General features: G+C 70.6%; 18 protein-coding genes. 11 read left to right on the top strand and 7 right to left on the bottom strand.

Translation table 11 applies throughout. The features are described from left to right. Positions 1–65 precede the first annotated feature (65 nt). The 10 genes from E1295_RS11410 to E1295_RS11365 all read left to right on the top strand — a co-directional run bounded on the left by E1295_RS11410 (position 66) and on the right by E1295_RS11365 (position 9,648). Complete coding sequence (locus tag E1295_RS11410; RefSeq protein ID WP_166427183.1) at positions 66–1,193, top strand: alpha/beta hydrolase; 1,128 nt, start codon at positions 66–68, stop codon at positions 1,191–1,193. Continuing rightward, entirely contained in the window at positions 1,193–2,392 is a 1,200-nt protein-coding gene (locus tag E1295_RS11405; RefSeq protein ID WP_132630221.1) for an FAD-dependent oxidoreductase, read from the top strand. The genes E1295_RS11410 and E1295_RS11405 overlap by 1 nt, the downstream gene beginning before the upstream one ends. Positions 2,393–2,414: 22 nt before the next feature. Continuing rightward, entirely contained in the window at positions 2,415–3,587 is a 1,173-nt protein-coding gene (locus tag E1295_RS11400; protein WP_132630220.1) for an acyl-CoA dehydrogenase family protein, read from the top strand. A 16-nt stretch (positions 3,588–3,603) separates the two neighbouring features. Beyond that, complete coding sequence (locus E1295_RS11395) at positions 3,604–5,238, top strand: AMP-binding protein (protein ID WP_166427182.1); 1,635 nt, start codon at positions 3,604–3,606, stop codon at positions 5,236–5,238. Next, positions 5,235–5,672, top strand: coding sequence for an FAS1-like dehydratase domain-containing protein (locus E1295_RS11390; protein WP_132630218.1), 438 nt, complete (start codon positions 5,235–5,237; stop codon positions 5,670–5,672). Before E1295_RS11395 ends, E1295_RS11390 begins: the two co-directional genes overlap by 4 nt. Then, a complete protein-coding gene (locus E1295_RS11385) occupies positions 5,669–6,091 on the top strand; it encodes a MaoC/PaaZ C-terminal domain-containing protein (RefSeq protein ID WP_132630217.1) in 423 nt (140 codons plus the stop codon). The genes E1295_RS11390 and E1295_RS11385 overlap by 4 nt, the downstream gene beginning before the upstream one ends. Then, positions 6,091–6,960 (top strand): amidohydrolase family protein, encoded by an 870-nt coding sequence (locus tag E1295_RS11380; RefSeq protein ID WP_132630275.1) that lies wholly within the window; start codon positions 6,091–6,093, stop codon positions 6,958–6,960. Before E1295_RS11385 ends, E1295_RS11380 begins: the two co-directional genes overlap by 1 nt. A gap of 10 nt (positions 6,961–6,970) precedes the next feature. Then, entirely contained in the window at positions 6,971–8,482 is a 1,512-nt protein-coding gene (locus E1295_RS11375; RefSeq protein ID WP_132630216.1) for an FAD-dependent oxidoreductase, read from the top strand. Positions 8,483–8,566: 84 nt separating this feature from the next. Beyond that, positions 8,567–9,271 carry an IclR family transcriptional regulator gene (locus E1295_RS11370; RefSeq protein ID WP_132630215.1) on the top strand — a complete coding sequence of 235 codons (705 nt, stop codon included), beginning with the start codon at positions 8,567–8,569 and terminating at the stop codon, positions 9,269–9,271. Between the two features lie 197 nt (positions 9,272–9,468). Further along, positions 9,469–9,648, top strand: a complete 180-nt coding sequence (locus E1295_RS11365; protein ID WP_132630214.1) for a hypothetical protein — start codon at positions 9,469–9,471, stop codon at positions 9,646–9,648. A 311-nt stretch (positions 9,649–9,959) separates the two neighbouring features. Here the strand turns inward: E1295_RS11365 and E1295_RS11360 are convergent, their stop codons facing one another. Together E1295_RS11360 and E1295_RS51800 are read right to left on the bottom strand one after the other, a co-directional pair. Further along, on the bottom strand, positions 9,960–10,577 hold the full coding sequence (locus E1295_RS11360; protein ID WP_132630213.1) for an NAD(P)-dependent oxidoreductase: 618 nt from the start codon (positions 10,575–10,577) through the stop codon (positions 9,960–9,962). After that, positions 10,574–10,702 (bottom strand): hypothetical protein, encoded by a 129-nt coding sequence (locus E1295_RS51800; protein ID WP_281284733.1) that lies wholly within the window; start codon positions 10,700–10,702, stop codon positions 10,574–10,576. Before E1295_RS51800 ends, E1295_RS11360 begins: the two co-directional genes overlap by 4 nt. A 61-nt stretch (positions 10,703–10,763) precedes the next feature. On the opposite strand from E1295_RS51800, the gene E1295_RS11355 reads away from it, so the two are divergent. Next, positions 10,764–11,225, top strand: a complete 462-nt coding sequence (locus E1295_RS11355; protein WP_132630212.1) for a MarR family winged helix-turn-helix transcriptional regulator — start codon at positions 10,764–10,766, stop codon at positions 11,223–11,225. Positions 11,226–11,277: 52 nt separating this feature from the next. On the opposite strand, the gene E1295_RS11350 is transcribed toward E1295_RS11355, so the two are convergent. The 5 genes from E1295_RS11350 to E1295_RS11330 form a co-directional block, all read right to left on the bottom strand. Then, positions 11,278–12,492 carry an FAD-dependent monooxygenase gene (locus E1295_RS11350; protein ID WP_132630211.1) on the bottom strand — a complete coding sequence of 405 codons (1,215 nt, stop codon included), beginning with the start codon at positions 12,490–12,492 and terminating at the stop codon, positions 11,278–11,280. After that, positions 12,489–13,883 (bottom strand): MFS transporter, encoded by a 1,395-nt coding sequence (locus tag E1295_RS11345; protein ID WP_132630210.1) that lies wholly within the window; start codon positions 13,881–13,883, stop codon positions 12,489–12,491. Before E1295_RS11345 ends, E1295_RS11350 begins: the two co-directional genes overlap by 4 nt. A gap of 302 nt (positions 13,884–14,185) precedes the next feature. Continuing rightward, the gene (locus tag E1295_RS11340; RefSeq protein ID WP_166427181.1) at positions 14,186–14,353 is read right to left on the bottom strand and encodes a hypothetical protein; all 168 of its coding nucleotides are present in this window, start codon (positions 14,351–14,353) and stop codon (positions 14,186–14,188) included. 222 nt (positions 14,354–14,575) lie between these two features. Further along, the gene (locus E1295_RS11335) at positions 14,576–15,772 is read right to left on the bottom strand and encodes a DUF3500 domain-containing protein (protein WP_220448659.1); all 1,197 of its coding nucleotides are present in this window, start codon (positions 15,770–15,772) and stop codon (positions 14,576–14,578) included. A gap of 106 nt (positions 15,773–15,878) precedes the next feature. Further along, positions 15,879–16,682: an alpha/beta fold hydrolase gene (locus E1295_RS11330; RefSeq protein WP_220448658.1), complete on the bottom strand. Its 804-nt coding sequence runs from the start codon at positions 16,680–16,682 to the stop codon at positions 15,879–15,881. Positions 16,683–16,968: the final 286 nt, after the last annotated feature.

Genomic DNA, 16,968 nt, shown 5'->3' with positions numbered 1-16,968 from the left:
ACCCTGCCACATCCGCGCTGATCAGGAGCCGCCCCGTGCTGTCCCGCGAACTACTCCCCATACCGATGACGCCTGGTGGACGCCTGGACATCAACTCCGGCGTCGCCCGGATGAGCGGGAAGATCTGGGCCACCCTCTGGAAGAACGATCTGCGGCCGCCGTCGACCGCCGTGCTGATCGTGCACCCGGCGTCCAACTTCATCGGCCACTACGCCCTGGAAGACCTCGCCGCCCGCGGGGTGGCCGCGGTCGGGCTCGCCACACGTTACGTCGGCAACGACTCCGCGCTCATCATGGAGAACTGCCTCCTGGACATCGGCGCGGCGATCCGCCACCTTCGCGAGCTGGGCTACCAGCGGGTCGTCCTGGTCGGGAACTCCGGCGGCGGTGGGCTCGCCGCGCTCTACCAGGCGCAGGCGGAGAACCCCACCATCACCCACACCCCGGCCGGCGACCCTGTCGACGTGGCCGGGGCCGGGCTCATCCCGGCCGACAAGATCGTCATGGCCATGGCGCACCCCGGCCGTGCGGTCGTCTACACCGAGGGGCTCGACCCGGCCATCACCGACGAGCAGCGGCCCTTCGACCGGGACGCCTCACTCGACATGTTCGATCCCGCCAACGGCCCGGCTTACGGCGAGGAATTCGTCGAGCGTTACCGCCTCGCCCAGATCGACCGCAACCGCCGGATCACCGCCTGGGCGCGCGAGCAGATAGAAGCGCTTCGCGGGTACGTCCGAGAGTCGGCGGCGGGGGAGGCGAGGGAGAAGGTGGCCCCCGACGACCTCCCCTTCGTCGTGCACGGCACGGCAGCCGACCCGCGCTTCCTGGACCTGACCCTCGACCCGTCCGACCGGCGGCCCGGCACCCTGTGGGGCAGCCCATGGGCGGCCAACTTCCAGCCGGCGTCGCTGGGCCACCTCACCAGCCTGCGGTCCTGGCTGAGCCAGTGGAGCTACGACGACAGCCGGGCCAACGCCTACGTCGCCCTCCCAGAGGTGCAGGCGCCGGTCATGGTCGTCTACGGCTCAGCCGACTGCGCGGCCTTCCCCAGCCACGCCCGCACCATGTACGAGGCCGTCGCGCACGACAGGCGTGAGCTGGTCGAGATCAAGGGCGCGGACCACTACTTCCAGGGCCGCCCCGATCTGGCCGAGATCATGTGCGACCACATCGCCGAGTGGAGCAAGTGATGGGCATCCTCGACGTGGCCGTGGTCGGCGCAGGCCCGGTCGGGCTGACCGCGGCCCTCGCCCTGGCCAGGCGCGGCGCGTCCGTCACCGTCTTCGAGCAGGCCGACCGGCTCAGCACCGAGTGGCGGGCCTCGACCTTCCACCCGCCGACGATCGAGATCGCCCGCGACCTCGGCGTCGTCTCCACGATGCTGGAGGCCGGCATCGTCGCACGGAAGTACCAGGTGCACGATCGCCGCGACGGGCTGATCGCGGAGTTCGACTTCGGCATGCTCGCCGACGAGACCGCCTATCCCTTCAGACTGCAGCTCGAACAGTACAAGTACACACAGATCATCAAGGACGCGCTCAACGAATGCGCCACCCCGGTCGACGTACGGCTGGCCACGGGCGTGACGGACGTGAGCCAGGACGAGGACGAGGCGGTGCTCAGCACCGCCTCGGGAGAGCGGGTCGCGGCCCGCTGGGTGCTCGCCGCCGACGGTGCGCGGAGCACCATCCGCAAGGCGCTCGGGAGCACGTTCGAGGGGCTCACCTACGAGCACCGCTACCTGGTGCTGAGCATCGACTATCCGGTGGAGACGCTGCTGCCGGGCATCTGTGACGTCAACTACATCGCCGACCCGGTGGAACACCTGCTGATCCTCCGGGTGCCGGACGTCTGGCGGATCGTCGTCTCGGTGCCGCCGCACGTCACCACCGATGAGGCCCTCTCCGACCGGTACGTCGCGGACCGGCTGCGGGGCGTCTTCGGCGACCATCCCGAGTTGCCGCTGCGCGAACGGAAGATCTACTCCGTGCACCAGCGGGTGGCCGACACCTTCCGCAAGGACCGGGTGCTGCTGCTCGGCGACGCGGCGCACGTCAACAGCCCGATGGGCGGCATGGGCCTCAACGGCGGCATTCACGACGCCTTCGACCTGTCCATCCAGCTCAGCGCGGTGCTCCGCGGCGAGGCAGGCACCGACGTGCTGGACGCCTGGGCGCACCGCAGGCGCAAGGCCGCCGTCGAGGCGGTGCAGGAGCTCACGCACCGCACGACCACCGCCATGGCGGAGCAGGACGAGTCCGAGCGGCGCAAGTTCCAGCGGCAGATGTCGGAGATCGTGGCCGATCCGCTGCGCGCGCACGACTGGATGATGGACGCCGCGATGATCTCCAACGTACGCGCCCACGACCTGCCGCCGCGGGCCGGATGACCGGCGTACCGAAGGAGGGCCGATGGACTTCGAGCTGAGTGACGAGCAGCGCGACATCCGCGACACCGTGCGCGCCTTCGTCACCAAGGAGCTCCTCCCGCTGGAGGAGGACTTCCTCCGGCTGGTGCGCGACGGCGGCGCGCGGTTGCCCCGGGAAGAGGAGCGCCGGCTGCGCGCCAAGGCACGCCGGTTCGGCTTCTGGGGGCTCAGCACGCCCGAGGAGTACGGCGGGATGGCGCTTCCCGCGGTCACCCAATCGCTGATCCACGCCGAGCTGGCCAAGACCTGCGTCCCCTTCCGCTTCGGCGGGGAGGCCGACAACATCCTGTACGGCGCCGACGCGGCCCAGCAGGAGGAGTACCTGAAGCCGACGATCGAGGGCGAGCGCCTCGGCTGTTTCGCGCTGACCGAGCCGGGCGCGGGGTCCGACGCCGGGGCGATCAGCGCCTATGCGCGGCGGGACGGCGACGACTGGCTGATCAACGGCGAGAAGACCTTCATCAGCAACGGCCACGAGGCCGACTACGCGATCGTCATCGCGCTCACCGACCGGGACAAGGGCGCCCGGCACGGCGCGACCGCGTTCCTCGTGGACCGTGAGGCCGGCTGGACCTCCTCGCCGATCAGCACGATGGGCAGCTGGCACCAGCCCGCGTCGCTCACCTTCGACGACGTACGAGTGCCGGCCGGCAAGGTCCTGGGCGAGGTCGGCGGCGGGTTCCAGCTGGCCATGCGGTGGGTCGGCAAGGGCCGCTACGTGATCTCCGCGCAGTGTGTCGGCATCGCCGAGCGCTGCCTGCGGATGGCGGTGGACTACGCCGGCCTGCGCGAGACCTTCGGCCGCAAGATAGGCCAGAACCAGGCGATCCAATGGATGATCGCCGACTCCGAGACCGAACTCGAAGCGGCCCGCTGGCTGGCCCTCCGCGCCGCCTGGGACGTCGACCGGGGGGCCGACGCCAGACACGCGTCGGCCATGGCGAAGCTCTTCTGCACCGCGATGGTCGGCCGGGTCGTGGATCGGGCACTCCAGATCCACGGCGGGATGGGCTATACCAAGGAGCTTCCCCTCGAAGGCTGGTATCGCGCCGTCCGGGCGATGCGCATCTTCGAAGGCACCGATGAGGTGCAGCGGCTCATCCTTTCGCGCGACCTGTTGCGCGGCCATACCCGAATCGGAGGCCACCTTGCCTGACTCCACCGACCGCACGATGAGCGTTGCCACGGCCCTGCGCGCCGCGGCCGAAGTGGTGGGCGACCGGCCCGCGGTGATCCAGGGCGATCGATCCGTCGGCTACGCCGAACTGGACGCCCGCTCCTCGCGGCTCGCCGGGGTGCTGGCGGAGCGCGGGGTCGGCCCCGGCTCGACCGTCGCGATCTCCCTGTACAACTCGTTCGCGTACCTGGAGATCATGTACGCCGTCTTCAAGCTGGGCGCGCAGCCGGTCAACATCAACTACCGCTATCTCGCCCCAGAGCTGCACTACGTGCTCGACTACACCGACGCGGCCGCGTTCGTCTATGACAGCAGCCTGGCCGCCCAGGTCCAGCAGATCGACGGCGACCTCCCCAAGCTGGGCCTGTTCCTGGAAGCCGGATCGGCCACCGAGCCGCCCGCACCGGCGGTGTCCTTCGCGTGGGCGGCCGAGCACGGCCCGGTCCACGAGGCGGTCGACACCGGCTCGCCGCACGGCATCATCCTGCTCACCGGCGGCACGACCGGCCGGCCGAAGGGCGTCGTCTGGGACCGTGACGGGCTGCTGGGCATCATCGCCTCGGTCTTCCGCCAGCACGGACTCCCGGCGCCGGAGACGCCGGACGACGTGCGGGCGCGGGTCCGCGAGCTGCACGAGAGGGGCCTCGCCCCCACCGTGCTGCCGATGTCGCCGCTCATCCACGGCACCGGCCTGCTGCAGACGCTGCGCAGCCTGTACGGCGGCGGCACGATCTGCTTCTGCACCTCCAAGTCACTCAACGCGGACGAGGTGTGGCGGACCGTCCAGCAGCACGCGGTCACCGACATGGTCATCGTCGGTGACGCGTTCGGCCGCCCCCTGGTGGACTCCCTGGCCGCCGCCGAGAGCTCCGGAAAGCCGTACGACATCAGCAGCCTGCGTACCATGACCAGCTCCGGCGTCATCTGGAGCGCCGACGTCAAGCGCCGGCTGCTGCGGCACGGCAACGACCTGACCCTGATCGACAACATCTCCGCCTCCGAAGGCGGCCCGTTCGGGATGGCCGTGGCACGCTCGGAGGCCGACCTGGCGGACGGGCGGTTCACACTCGCCCCCGTGGCCAGGGTCCTGGACGAGAACGACCAGGACATCAAGCCGGGCACCGGTCAGATCGGCATCCTGGCCAGCGCCGGACCGCAGCCGGTCGGATACCTCAAGGACCCGGAGCGGACGGCCAGGGTCTGGCGGGTCGTCGACGGCGTCCGCTACTCGGTGCCGGGAGACCTCGCCTCGCTGGACGCGGACGGGAAGCTGATCCTGCTGGGCCGGGGCGACGGCGTGATCAACACCGGGGGCGAGAAGGTCTTCCCCGAGGAGGTCGAAGAGGCGCTGCTGACCCACCCGAAGGTCACCGACGCGGTCGTCGTCGGCGTCCCGGACCCGCGCTGGGGCCAGATCGTGGTGGCCGTCGTCGCCCCGGCGAGCGCGCTCGCCGACATCGAGGACGAGACGCTGAGCCGCCTCGTGGCCGAGCGGCTCGCCGGATACAAGCGCCCGCGCCGGGTCGTCCGGGTCGACTCGCTCCACCGGAGCCCGGCCGGCAAGATCAACCGCGCGTCGGCCCGTGAAGTGGCCACCCGCCACCTGCAAGCAGAGGAGACAGCGTCGTGACCGGCATACCGTTCCCGATCGAGCAGGGCCACGTGCGGGCCTTCGCCCGCGCCCTGGGCGAGGACACCGACGCGGTCCCGCCCACCTTCCCGATCGCCTTCGCCCAGTTCGATCCGGACTGGGGGCTGCGGATGCGCCCCGGCGCGCCCTGGAACGGCTCCGGCAGCGGGCCCGGCGTGTCATCGGGCGGAGCCGGCGGCCTGCACGCCGAGCAGGAATTCGAATACTTCCGCCCGATCCGGGTCGGAGAGACGCTGACGGCCCGCAAGCGCGAGGGCCGGACGTGGAGCAAGACCGGCGGGCGCGGCGTACTCAACTTCGCCGAGCGGCACGTTGACTTCTACGACGCCGACGAAGAACTGGTCGCCCGCTCGACCACGGTCTCGGTTACGGTCACCCCCAAGACCGACGACACCCCGGAGGCAGGCCGATGACCGCGACAACCGACCAGGAAGTACGTCAGGTCGTCGTGACGGACCTCAAACGCACGCAGATCGTGATGTACGCCGGCGCCGGCGGAGACTTCAACCCGCTGCACACCGACGAGCCGTTCGCCACCCGGATCGCCGGCCACCCGACCGTCATGGCCCACGGGATGCTCACCATGGGTCTGGCCGGCCGCGTGCTGACCGACTGGTTCGGGCACGAGAACATCCGGCGTTACCGGGCCCGGTTCAAGGCGCCCGTCTGGCCCGGCGACACCATCACCGCGACGGCGACCGTCACCTCGGTGGACACGGTCGACGGGCAGCGGCGCGCCGAGCTCACCCTCTCGGCGGTGAACGCGGCGGGCGTGGAAGTGCTGTCCGGCAGCGCCACCGCGATCGTCGCCGACCAGGAGGAGAAGGCGTGATGGACATCACCGCGCTCGACGCGATCGACGTGCACACCCACGTGCAGATCTCCGTGCACGACACTCCGGGGTCCGGTGACGACAGGTTCTCGGCGATGGCCGACTACTTCAAGGCCGGCGCGGTCCAGAGGTTCACCGTGCCCATGATCGCCGAGTACTACCGCGAGCGGAACATGGCGGCGATCGTCTTCGGCGTCGACTCCATGCACGTCAGCGGCAAGGAGCAGTCTCCCGGCAACGAGGAGATCGCCGAGCAGGCGGCCCTGCACAGCGACGTGCTCATCCCGTTCGCGAGCATCGATCCGCATCGCGGCGCGGCGGGGGTGCGGGCGGCGCGGCGGCTGATCGAGGAGCACGGCGTCCGCGGCTTCAAGTTCCATCCCACCTCGCAGGGCTTCTTCCCGAACGACCGGATGGCCTATCCGCTCTACGAGGTCATCGCCGGGCACGGGCTGACCGCGCTCTTCCACACCGGCCAGACCGGCGCGGGCGCGGGCACCCCGGGCGGCGGCGGGCTGCGGTTGAAGTACTCCAACCCGATGCACATCGACGACGTGGCCGTCGACTTCCCCGATCTGCAGATCATTCTCGCGCACCCGTCGTTCCCCTGGCAGGACGAGGCGCTGTCGGTCGCCATGCACAAGCCGAAGGTGTACATCGACCTGTCCGGGTGGTCGCCGAAGTACTTCCCGCCACAGCTGGTCCAGTACGCGAACACGCTGCTCAAGGAGAAGGTGCTCTTCGGCTCCGACTTCCCGATGATCACTCCGGAGCGCTGGCTGGCCGACTTCGCCAAGATCGCCATCCGGGACGAGGTCCGCCCGAAGATCCTCAAGGAGAACGCGGCCAGACTGTTCGGGCTCGGTTAGGGAGGTCGCGATGCACTGCACAGGTCCCTTCGACAGGACCGTCGACGTGGCCGTACTCGGTCTGGGCGACGCGGGCGCGGTCGCCGCGGTGACCGCGCACGACGAGGGCGCCGAGGTGCTCGTCATCGAGAAGCAGCGGGCCGACGACCACCGGCCCAACAGCCGCTACGCCGCCGGCTACTTCCTCGTGCCGCAGGACGTGGACGGCGCGGTGGAATACCTGTCCGCGATGTACGCGGTCAACGGTGAGCTGCCCCTGATCGATCCCGCCCTCATCCGCACCTGGGCGGAGGAGACGGCGGCCAACCCGGCCTGGCTCGACGCGCACGGCGGCACGTACCAGAAGACGAACATCCATGGCGAGCACCCCTCCCTGCCCGGTCACCAGTCGATCACGGTCTACAAGGCGCAGCCCACGACCGCCCCCGACGGCTACACCGGCTGCCCGATGCACGGCTTCCTCCGGGACCTGGTGGCCGAGCGCGGGATCGAGGTCCGGTACGCCACGGCGGCCAGGAGGCTGCTCACCGACGACCACGGCGCGGTCGTCGGGGTGGAGACCGAAGGCGCGGACGGAACGCAGCGGATCGGCGTGCGTCGCGGCGTCGTACTGGCGGTCGGCGGTTACGAGGCCAGCGAACGGCTCAAAAAGCACTACCTGCCCGTCACCCCGGTGCATTTCTACGGCACCGAGCACAACACCGGTGACGGCATCACCATGGCGGCCGATATCGGCGCGGAGCTGTGGCACATGAATGTCTGGCCAGGTCATTTCGTGGCGAGATTCCCCGGCGCCGGATACACCGGGGGAACGGCCGTCGACCTGTGGGGATCGGGCCGCTTCGGACCGGCCGAGGGCGTGACGCCCCCCGGCTCGATCTTCGTCGACGGGTCGGGCCGGCGATTCATCCGCGAGCCGGGCAAGCAGCACACCGCCCATCTGGCGCTTTTGGCGATGGACGCCGATCAGCTCACTTACCCCCGGATTCCGACGTGGTGGATATTCGATCAGGCCCGTTTCGAGCGGGCGGCGCTGGTCCCCACCTACTCGGGCCCCGCCGGACCGGTCCAGGACTACACCTGGAGCGCGGACAACGTGGCCGAACTGCGGCGCGGCTGGATCCAGTCGGCCGAGTCGATCCCCGAACTGGCCCGCGCCTGCGGGCTCGACCCGGAGGTGCTGGAGCTGACGGTCTCCCGCTACAACGAGCACTGCGCGGCGGGCGTCGACGCCGACTTCGGCCGCGACCCCGGCACCCTCACGCCGATCAGCGGTGATCGCTATTTCGCGGTCCCGCTGTGGCCGGGCGGCTCGCATACGGCCGGCGGGCCGCGCCGTGACGCGAAAGCCCGGGTGGCCTCGATTCACGGAGGTTGGATAGACAATCTGTACTCCGCCGGTGAGCTAGGATCAATGCACGGCCTGCTTTATCCGACGGGTGGCGGCAGTATCGCCGAATGTCTCGCGTTCGGCCGGATCGCTGGGCGTAATGCCGCAGCAAACCGGACCGTCGGAAGTTGACTCTCATGCGACGAGTGATATCAGGCCTGATCGATATCAGCATAATGCGCGTTGTAAAACTGACAGCGGTAGGGATGGCTTGACGTGAGCACTGGTGATCGCGCCGGCGACAGCGGGAGTCAGGGCAGCGGGTCCCAGACCTTGGATCGGGGTCTGAAACTGTTGGAGCTGCTCGCCGTGGAAGACCGTGACATGACCGTCGCGGAGCTGGCCACGTCGTTGGGCATGCACCGCCAGGCGGTCTATCGGCTGCTCACCACGCTGCGCAACCACCGCCTCGCCGCCGAGGGCAGCTCGGGCCGCTACCGGCTCGGGCTGGGCGTGATCCAGCTGGCCAGGCAGGCCAACCCGCAGTTGCGGCGCGCGGTCGTCCCCTACCTGCGGACGCTGGCCGAGGAGCTCGGCGTCACCACGCAGTGCGTCGTGTCGGAGGGCGCCGACGCCGTGGTGCTGGCGGTGGTCGAGCCGTCCGACGCGGTCTTCCACCTGTCCCAGCGCAGCGGCGCCCGCCATCCGCTCGACCAGGGGGCCAGCGGTCTGGCCATCATGCTGGCCAGACCGCCCGAGACCGACGACCCGGCCGGGGTGGTCGAGGCGCGGGAGCGCGGATATGCGGTGTCACGCGGAAACCTGACACCGGGCGCGGTCGGCATAGCGGTGCCCCTCTACGACCGTGACGGGCATTCGCTGGAGGCGAGTCTCGGCATAGTGTCGATGGTCGACCTGGACGTCGAGCGCACCGCCAAACGCCTGCTCGCCACCGCGGAGCAGATCACCGCCCGCGTGTAGCGGTCCGAGCCGAACCCGCGGGGCGGCCCGCGGACGAGTCCGAAGACGCTGAAGAACGGCGACTTAATTGGCGCAATGGCGATTCTGAACGACCGCACTCTCTCCATTGAAAGACCGAGATTGACATACCGAAATCCGCTGTGTCGTTCGCTACTCCGCGCTGATCGACTCCGGCGCAGCATCGGTGCGCTTGCGCGATGGCCGACCGCGACGGGTTCGGAGAGCAGGCGGATGCCCGCCCGCCGCTCCACCTGTCCGGCCTGGGTGTGCGGCGTGGCGGCGCGGTGGAAGGGTCGCTGAGGCGGTCAGGGGCCGCCGCCGCAACCACCGCCGCACCCTCCGCCGTGGCCGCCACCACCGCCACCACCGCCGCCTGAGGCGCGTGTGTTCCGGAACGAGAAGTACTCAGACCGCGGCGGCCTGCTGAGAGCGGTTTTCAGTTCCTCGCGGCGCGAACCGTACAGGGCGATCGCGACGGGGCCTTCGGCGGTGTTACGGGGATTGTCCCGCTCGGCCGCTTCAAGAATGTCACGCACAGGGTGGGCACCAACAGCGGTGTCACGCCCGCGCGATCCTTCAGACAGGCCAGTTCGTAGGAGACGAGTTCGCGTGGGCGGAACGCGGGCACGGCCGCCTCGCAGGCGGCGATCCGGCGCGCAAGCGGCCATCTCCCACAAGGAGCGCTTCCTCAGGCCGGACCGACGCCCAGGGCCCGGCGGATGGTGGCGGGGTCGTCCAGGGTGTCGAGCATGGCGCGGGCGAGGTCGCCCCGGGTCAGGCTCCAGCCGGAGAGGTTGGCCTCCATCGCCGTACGGTAGCGGCCCGAGGGCGGGTCGTCGGTGAGGTAGGGCGGCCGCAGCACCGTCCAGTCGGTGTCGCTTGCCGCGAGGACGTGCTCCATGCGCTCCAGATCGCGGTAGACGTGACGATAGATCATCCGCACCAGAGGCAGGATCGTGAGGCGATGCCACCACGGCTCTCCCGCCCCGCCGCGCAGCACCGGCTGCGCGCTGATGGCGACGATCCTCCGCACTCCTGCCTCGGTCATGGCCTGCGAGATCGCCGCGACCGCGGTCGAGCAGACCGAGGTCGTGGTACGCCCGCGTGGCCCCAGCGCGGACAGAACGGCGTCGTGTCCGGCCAGGAGCGGGACCAGCGATGGGAAGTCGAAGATGTCGGCCACGACGGTGTCCGCGAGATCTCCCGGCGTGCGCACCACCGCCGTCACCTGATGGCCGGCCGCCCGTGCCTGGCCGACCAGTTCGCGTCCCGTGCCGCCGCTGGCCCCGAAGACGACGAGCTTCATCGGGCACCCTCCGCCCGGCGCAGCAGGGTGGCGACGGCGTTGACCGCGACCGCCAGACGGGGCAGGACGGGATGGCCGCCGCCGTCGGCGCGCAGGCTGACCCGGAGCGCATGCTGATGTGACACGCCACCTCCATAGTTCAAATAGCTGAACTGTTTGATTTTTTGAACTGTATACTCCCTCCTCATGTCCAGCAACTCCGAGGCCGCCCGGCGCGAGATCCTCGAACTGATCCCGCAGGTGGCCGTCTATTTCCGCCGGCACCCCGCGCCGGGCATGCCCGACGACCTGCGCACCGTCTTCGAGAGCCACTCCCTCACCCGGCGCCACGGCGCGGTTGTCACGCAGCTCGGTATCGAGTCCCCCCTGACCGTCTCCGAACTGGCCGCCCGGCTGGGCGTCTCCCTGCCCAACGCCAGCGACCTGGTGAGCGACCTGTGCCGGGCCGGCTTGGCCGACCGCGCGCCCGACCCGGCCAACCGGCGGCGCACCCTCGTCCACCTCAGCTCCGAGCATCGCGCTGCCGTGGAGGAGTTCCTTCACATGCGGGCAGCCCCGCTGCTGCGCGCGATGGACACGCTCACGCCGCGGCAGCGGGAGGGTTTCCTGGCCGGGCTACGCGCGTGGGCGGCCGAAGTCGCCGATTGAGGATGAGCCGTTCGGCGTCTGAGAACGCCACCGCCGCCGGTGACGCCCGCCATCAGCGCGGGTGCCCGGGCATCACGGGCGGTTCGGGCAAGGTGAGGGCCGAATGGGCCGGTCGCCCCGCTGAGGAGGGGATGGCGGTGAGCTTGCGCAGCCTGTCGTTGCGCTGCTCCAGGGCCTCGGCGGTGGTGGGGAAGAGCGTTGCGCCGCCCTCGCCGACCAGCCCTTGGTTCAGGGTCACGAACGCGCGGGTTCCTTGTTCGTAGGCGGCGAAGCCCGCGGTGTGGTCCCGGCCGGCCAGGGAGTGGGCGAGCATGTACGCGCCGACGAGCGCGAGGCTGGTGCCCTGTCCGGTGAGGAAGGAGGGTGCGTGCGCGGCGTCGCCCACCAGTGCGACCCTGCCGCTGGACCAGCGGGGCATGCGGATCTGGGCGACGGCGTCGAAGAACACGTCGTCCGCGTCGCGCATGGCGGCCAGCATGCCCGGGACCTCCCATCCCGCGTCGGCGAAGACCTCGGCGAGCAGCTTGTGCTGGGCCTCCGGGTTCGGGAAGGCGTCGAACGGCGGTTCCGGACGGGCGAAGTTCAGGAAGGCGTGCACTCTGCCGTCGTCCCTCGTGGCGTACAGAGCCGCGGCCCGGCCCGGGGTGTTCCACATCACGGTCTCGTGGGAGAGCCCGAAGGTGTTGCGCATCGTGAACACGGCGAAGCAGTAGCCGAGGTACCGGTGGAACTGCTCCTCGCGGCCGAACAGCCTCTCCCGCGTACGGGAGTGCATGCCCTCCGCGCTGAGCACCATGTCGAACCTGCGGCCGCCGCCCCCGTGGAAGGTGACGTCGACCCCGTCGCCGGACTGGCCGAGGGTCTCGATGGAGTCGTTGAACAGGAACTCCACGTCGTCACGGACCGCGGCGTAGAGCGCCTCGGTCAGGTCGCCGCGCCACACCTCCAGGTCCCGCCCCGCGACGCCGCCGGTGACGTTGTGCGGGTGGACGGAGGCCACCTCGCCGCCGTCCTCGTTCAGGAAGGTGAGCCGCCGCAGGTCGATGTGCGCGTCCTGCAGCCGCGGCAGGATGCCCATCCTCCGGATGACCTCCAGCGCGGTGCCGCGCACGTCGATGGGGTAGCCGCCGGCACGAACCGTGCCCGCTCTCTCCACCACCGTGACGTCGTATCCATAGCGGTTCAGCCAGAACGCGAGCGTGGGGCCGGCGATGCTGGCGCCCGACACCAGGACCGTGCGCCTCGGCGCAGTACGGTTATACGTCATTCTTTGACTCCTTTGTCCAGCTTTCGGACGGTCAACAGGGACAGCACCGCGATGGCGCCGCCGATGACGAAGCCGGTGATGAAGGCCGATTCGGTGGGGATGTCCGATCCGGCGGGGATCCCGGCGGTCAGGAAGGCGCCGCCGACCTGCGCGCCCGCGGCGAAGGCGACCACGCGAATCACCAGAAGCAGGCTGGTCGCGGTGCCGGTGTCGCCGTGGCTGACCGCGGTGGCGGTCTTGACGACCACCGCCGTGACGCAGACGCCGCTGGCCAGGGCGACCAGCACCTTGCCGACGACGAGGTGCCAGACCTCCCCGTGGAGGAACACCAGGGCGAGCAGCGCCGTGATCATGCAGATGACTCCGACGGTGACCGCGGGACGCGAGCCGAAACGCCGCACCGCGACCCCGGCGACCGGCCCGGCGACCGCCGCCGCCACGGCCCCGGGCAACAGGTAGAAGCCGATGTCGGTGGCGCTGGCGCCGAAGCCGTACCCGTCGCCGGTCACCGCGAGCAGCTGCGGAACGAGATACATCGACAGCGAGGTGCCCAGGCAGACGGCGAAGGTGATCGCGTAGGAGCTCCAGACCGCCGGCTGCGCGAGCAGGCGCAGATCGACCATCGGCGCCCGGGACCGGCGTTCGACGGCGACCCATCCGGCCACGAGGACGCCCAGCAACACGACGAGGGCGCCGAGCGCGATCGGCTGGCTGCCGGCCTCGGGCACGATCGCGAGCACCAGCATGAGTGTCAGCAGGATGCCGCTCATGAGAAGCAGGCCCGGCCAGTCGATCCTGGAGTCCGGCCGGCCCGGCGGGTCGTCCGGCACCAGCCTGTGGAGGAGCAGGGTCGCCACGGCGGTCCCGATCGTCGGAATCGCGAACATCCAGTGCCGGGACAGCCCCTCCGCGATCGGCCCGGCGATCAGCGTGCCCAGCATGCCGCCGGCCAGGAACGACCCGCTGACCACCCCGATGGCCACCGAGGACTCTCCCTCGGAGAGGTACTTGCGCACCAGGATGAACGAGAGCGGCATCGCGCCCAGCATCGCGCCCTGCAGCACCTGACCGAGCAGCAGCACCGGCAGGCTCGGCGCGAGCGAGGACACCAGGCCACCGGCCACCACCACCCCCATCAGCCGGATCATGACCCGTTTCCCGCCGAAACGGTCACCGAGGTTGCCCGTGATGGGCAATAGGAGGGCACCGGTGATGAGCATCGCGATGCTCAGCAGCGCTCCTTCGGCAGGTGTCAGCGACAGCTCCCGCTGCAACAGCGGCAGCGTCGGCGACACCGCCGACTCCAGGGCGCCGGTGGAGATGGCCAGCAAGCCGAGAGCCGCGACGGCGGCCTTCCCGATGCGGACCGGGGAAACCTCAGTGGTGCTCATGAACGTCCTCTCCTCGTGGCCGGGCGAGTAGGTCGTCGGCGTACGCGATGGGCGGGGGCCGGTCGTCGATCGTGGCGGTTCGTGGAGGGCTTCATCACAGGGCTCCGTCGGCGATCGCCGCGAACGCGGTCAGGGTGGTGGTGCCGGCCGTGAAGCAGTCGTCGCCGGCGGGCGCGTCGTCACGCCGCAGCCGGGTGGTGGGGGCGGTGCCGTGGCCGACGCCTACGAACAGCCCGCCAGGAAGGGGATCGGTTCGGTCGTGGCCGCCGGCACGTCGCGTACGGACGCGCGGCCGTGACCGGTCACGGCCACGCGTCCGTACGCGACGCGTGGCCGGTCACGACCGGCACGACGACCGCTGCCACCAGCACGGCGAGACCTGGGTGCACCTGGCACAGCGCGCCCGCGGCTGCTCCGACGGTGATGAGAGCGACGGAGGCGATCCGACGCCGCCCAGCAGACCCGTACACCGGCGGCTCCAGCCTGGGGCGGCAGCGCGCAGCACCCGGCAGCCCGTCACGAAGGTGAGGGCGAGCATCGGACCGAGCGGGGTCACATGCCGTCGCACAGCGGGTCGTTCAGCCGAGTGCCGGAGCGGCCACCGGAGGAGCGCTGCGGCCTGGGGCACGTCGTGTGGAGAGGCTCGTCGGTCGGTGGCGGCTGTCGACCGGCCATGTCGTTCACATCCCGTTCTATGGCACGTGGTGGGTGGCGTGGTGAGCGGCGAGGACGTCGCCGCCGAAGTCGGTCTCCGGGTCCCGCCATACGGCATGGGCGTGGTCGGCGCCGCGGTGGACGTTGGTCCACTCGACGAGCAGCCGTGGTCCCTGCAGGCGGTAGTAGTGCGGCTCGCCCGCCGTGGTGGAGCCGGCCCAGGCGAGGTGCACGGCGTCGAGCGCCGCCGGGTCGTCGTAGCGGGGGAGCGGGGACACCCCGTCCGGGACCCGGCCGAGGTAGGTGCCGAGCAGGGCGCGCAGCAGTTCCCGCTGTGCGGTGTCGAGCTCCGCGCCCGGCACGCCCTTGGGCGTCGGAGTGAGGGCCAGCGCCTGCCGGTCCGCACCGTACAGGCCGGTGGCCGGCTGATCGGCACGGTCCGGGGTGTGCCGGCTGCGGCGCCAGAGTTCACGGCGGGTCAGTACGCGATCGTCGATCCGGGCGCTGTTGCCCGCCACGACGTCGTCCGGGGGGCGCGCCAGCAGCACCGCGCGGGCGGCGAGCTCGGGGTGCAAGGAGCGGACCAGTTCGCGGGCGAGGTCCTCTGCCGCCCCCAGCGGGCGCAGCGTCGCCCCGCCCAGCAGCGGCGACGCGGCAGGGTCGGCGCCCAGGAAGCACGGCGTGGTGGCGGCGACGCGCCCGTCCACCACGAGGTGGTTGAGCGAGACATGGTGGCCGCCGAACCGCCATCCCCACGGCCGCGGCCCGCCGGGCTCGCCGAAGATGCGCAGGTAGTACATGCCGGGGTCGCGGGTACGTTCCCGCCCCCAGTTCACCGAGAAGCCCTCGACGCGGTCGAGCACGTTCTCCAGGCCGAGCACGGTGGCGACGGTGGTGTACCCGGCCTCGGACAGTCCGCTCGCGACCAGCCGCATCACCAGCCGGTGCTGGGCGGGGCGCTGCTGGTGGAAGGTGAGGCCGCCGTGGTCGGTGGGCGTGTAGAACCAGCGGGTGCGTTCGTCCTCGGCGCCGGCGCCCGGTGGCGGCGCGACCGCCATCCTGCGCTGGTCGGCGTCGAGGCTGTCCAGCCAGGCCAGGGCCGCTTCGGCCATCCGGTTCGCGACCTCGCGGCCGGGGTCGGTCATCGCTGTCGCCCGGCGGACCGCGTACGGCTCGAACACCGCCACGGACACGAGGGCGAAGAGCGAACCGGCCGGCGTGACGTGGCCGTACACCCTCGCCGCGCGTCATGTGCCGACCGGAGCGGGGCGGCCGGGAGGCCGCGACCCGCCCGGCGAGACTCGCGCAGCGTCTGCCGGCGGCGGGCGTGCGTCGCGTCGCTCACCTTGCCGCCACTCCGAGGAACTCGCCGATGTAACCGGCGATCGGTTTCGCGAACTCCATCGCGATCGCGTGGCGCCCATTCTCGATCGAACGCAGCCGGGCGTTCGGCATCCGCTCCTGCATCAGGAGGGCGGCGGAGTAGGGCGCCAGCAGGTCCTCCGTGCCGTGCACGATCAGCGTGGGTGCGGTGATCTCCCCCAGGCGGTCGCGGACCTCGTGCGGCCGGGCGGCGTCGTGGCGGCGGTCGGCCTTGTCGGGGTCACGGTAGGTGAGCGTCTGGGCGGCCCGATTGTGGAGCTCGGCCTGGCCTTCGGGCGTGACGAAGAAGTCCTTGACCGCCTTCTGCCGGTCGTCGTGGGACAAGTCGAACAGTTCCCCGACGTTCTGCGGGCACAGCGCGAAGCTCGGCGTGGTGGCGATCAGGACGAGGGAGGCGACCCGCTCGGGGTGCCGGAGCGCGGTGTGCTGTACGACCGCGCCGCCGAAGGAGGTGCCGAGCAGATGCGCACGCTGGAGCCCGAGCGCATCCAGCAAGGCGGCGAGGTCATCGGCGAGGTCGCCCATCGTGTACGGGACCGGCGGGTTCACCGTGATCCCCGAGTCGCGTTGATCGTAGGAGATCGCACGTATGCCCGGGTCGAGGTGCGAGCGGAGCGTGGCGTACTGCGTACGGTCGCTCTCGCCGCCATGGACGAGCACGAGCGGCACGCCACTGCCGCCATCGTCGATGAGTCCGACTTCGAGATCGCCGGCCCGAATGGTCGTGGCCGGCTCGGCCGGCTCGTCCGCTACCTGATGCATGGCCATTGCTGGCCCCCTTTGTCGAAGCCTAGATGGACATCCCTCTGAATTGAGAGAACTGTATCAGTTCGGTCCTTGCTTAGGGAGACCCGCATCACACACGATCCGATGTCGAGCCAGGCGTTTACGACGCACTCCTGCCCGGAACGGTACATCCTTGCTGTTCATCGCCGTTATGGTGCGAACTGCCTCGGCGCGGTACAACCTGACGTGCGGACGCCGTGGCGGAACCTTACGCGCGCCCGCCTCCGGCCCGGCGTCAGGAGGTGATCAGCCCGCCCGCGCC

The organism is Nonomuraea mesophila (assembly GCF_004352805.1).
Classification (GTDB): Bacteria; Actinomycetota; Actinomycetes; order Streptosporangiales; family Streptosporangiaceae; genus Nonomuraea; species Nonomuraea longispora.
Note: the sequence above shows the minus strand (reverse complement) of the source record. Positions and strands in the feature narration are given on the sequence as shown.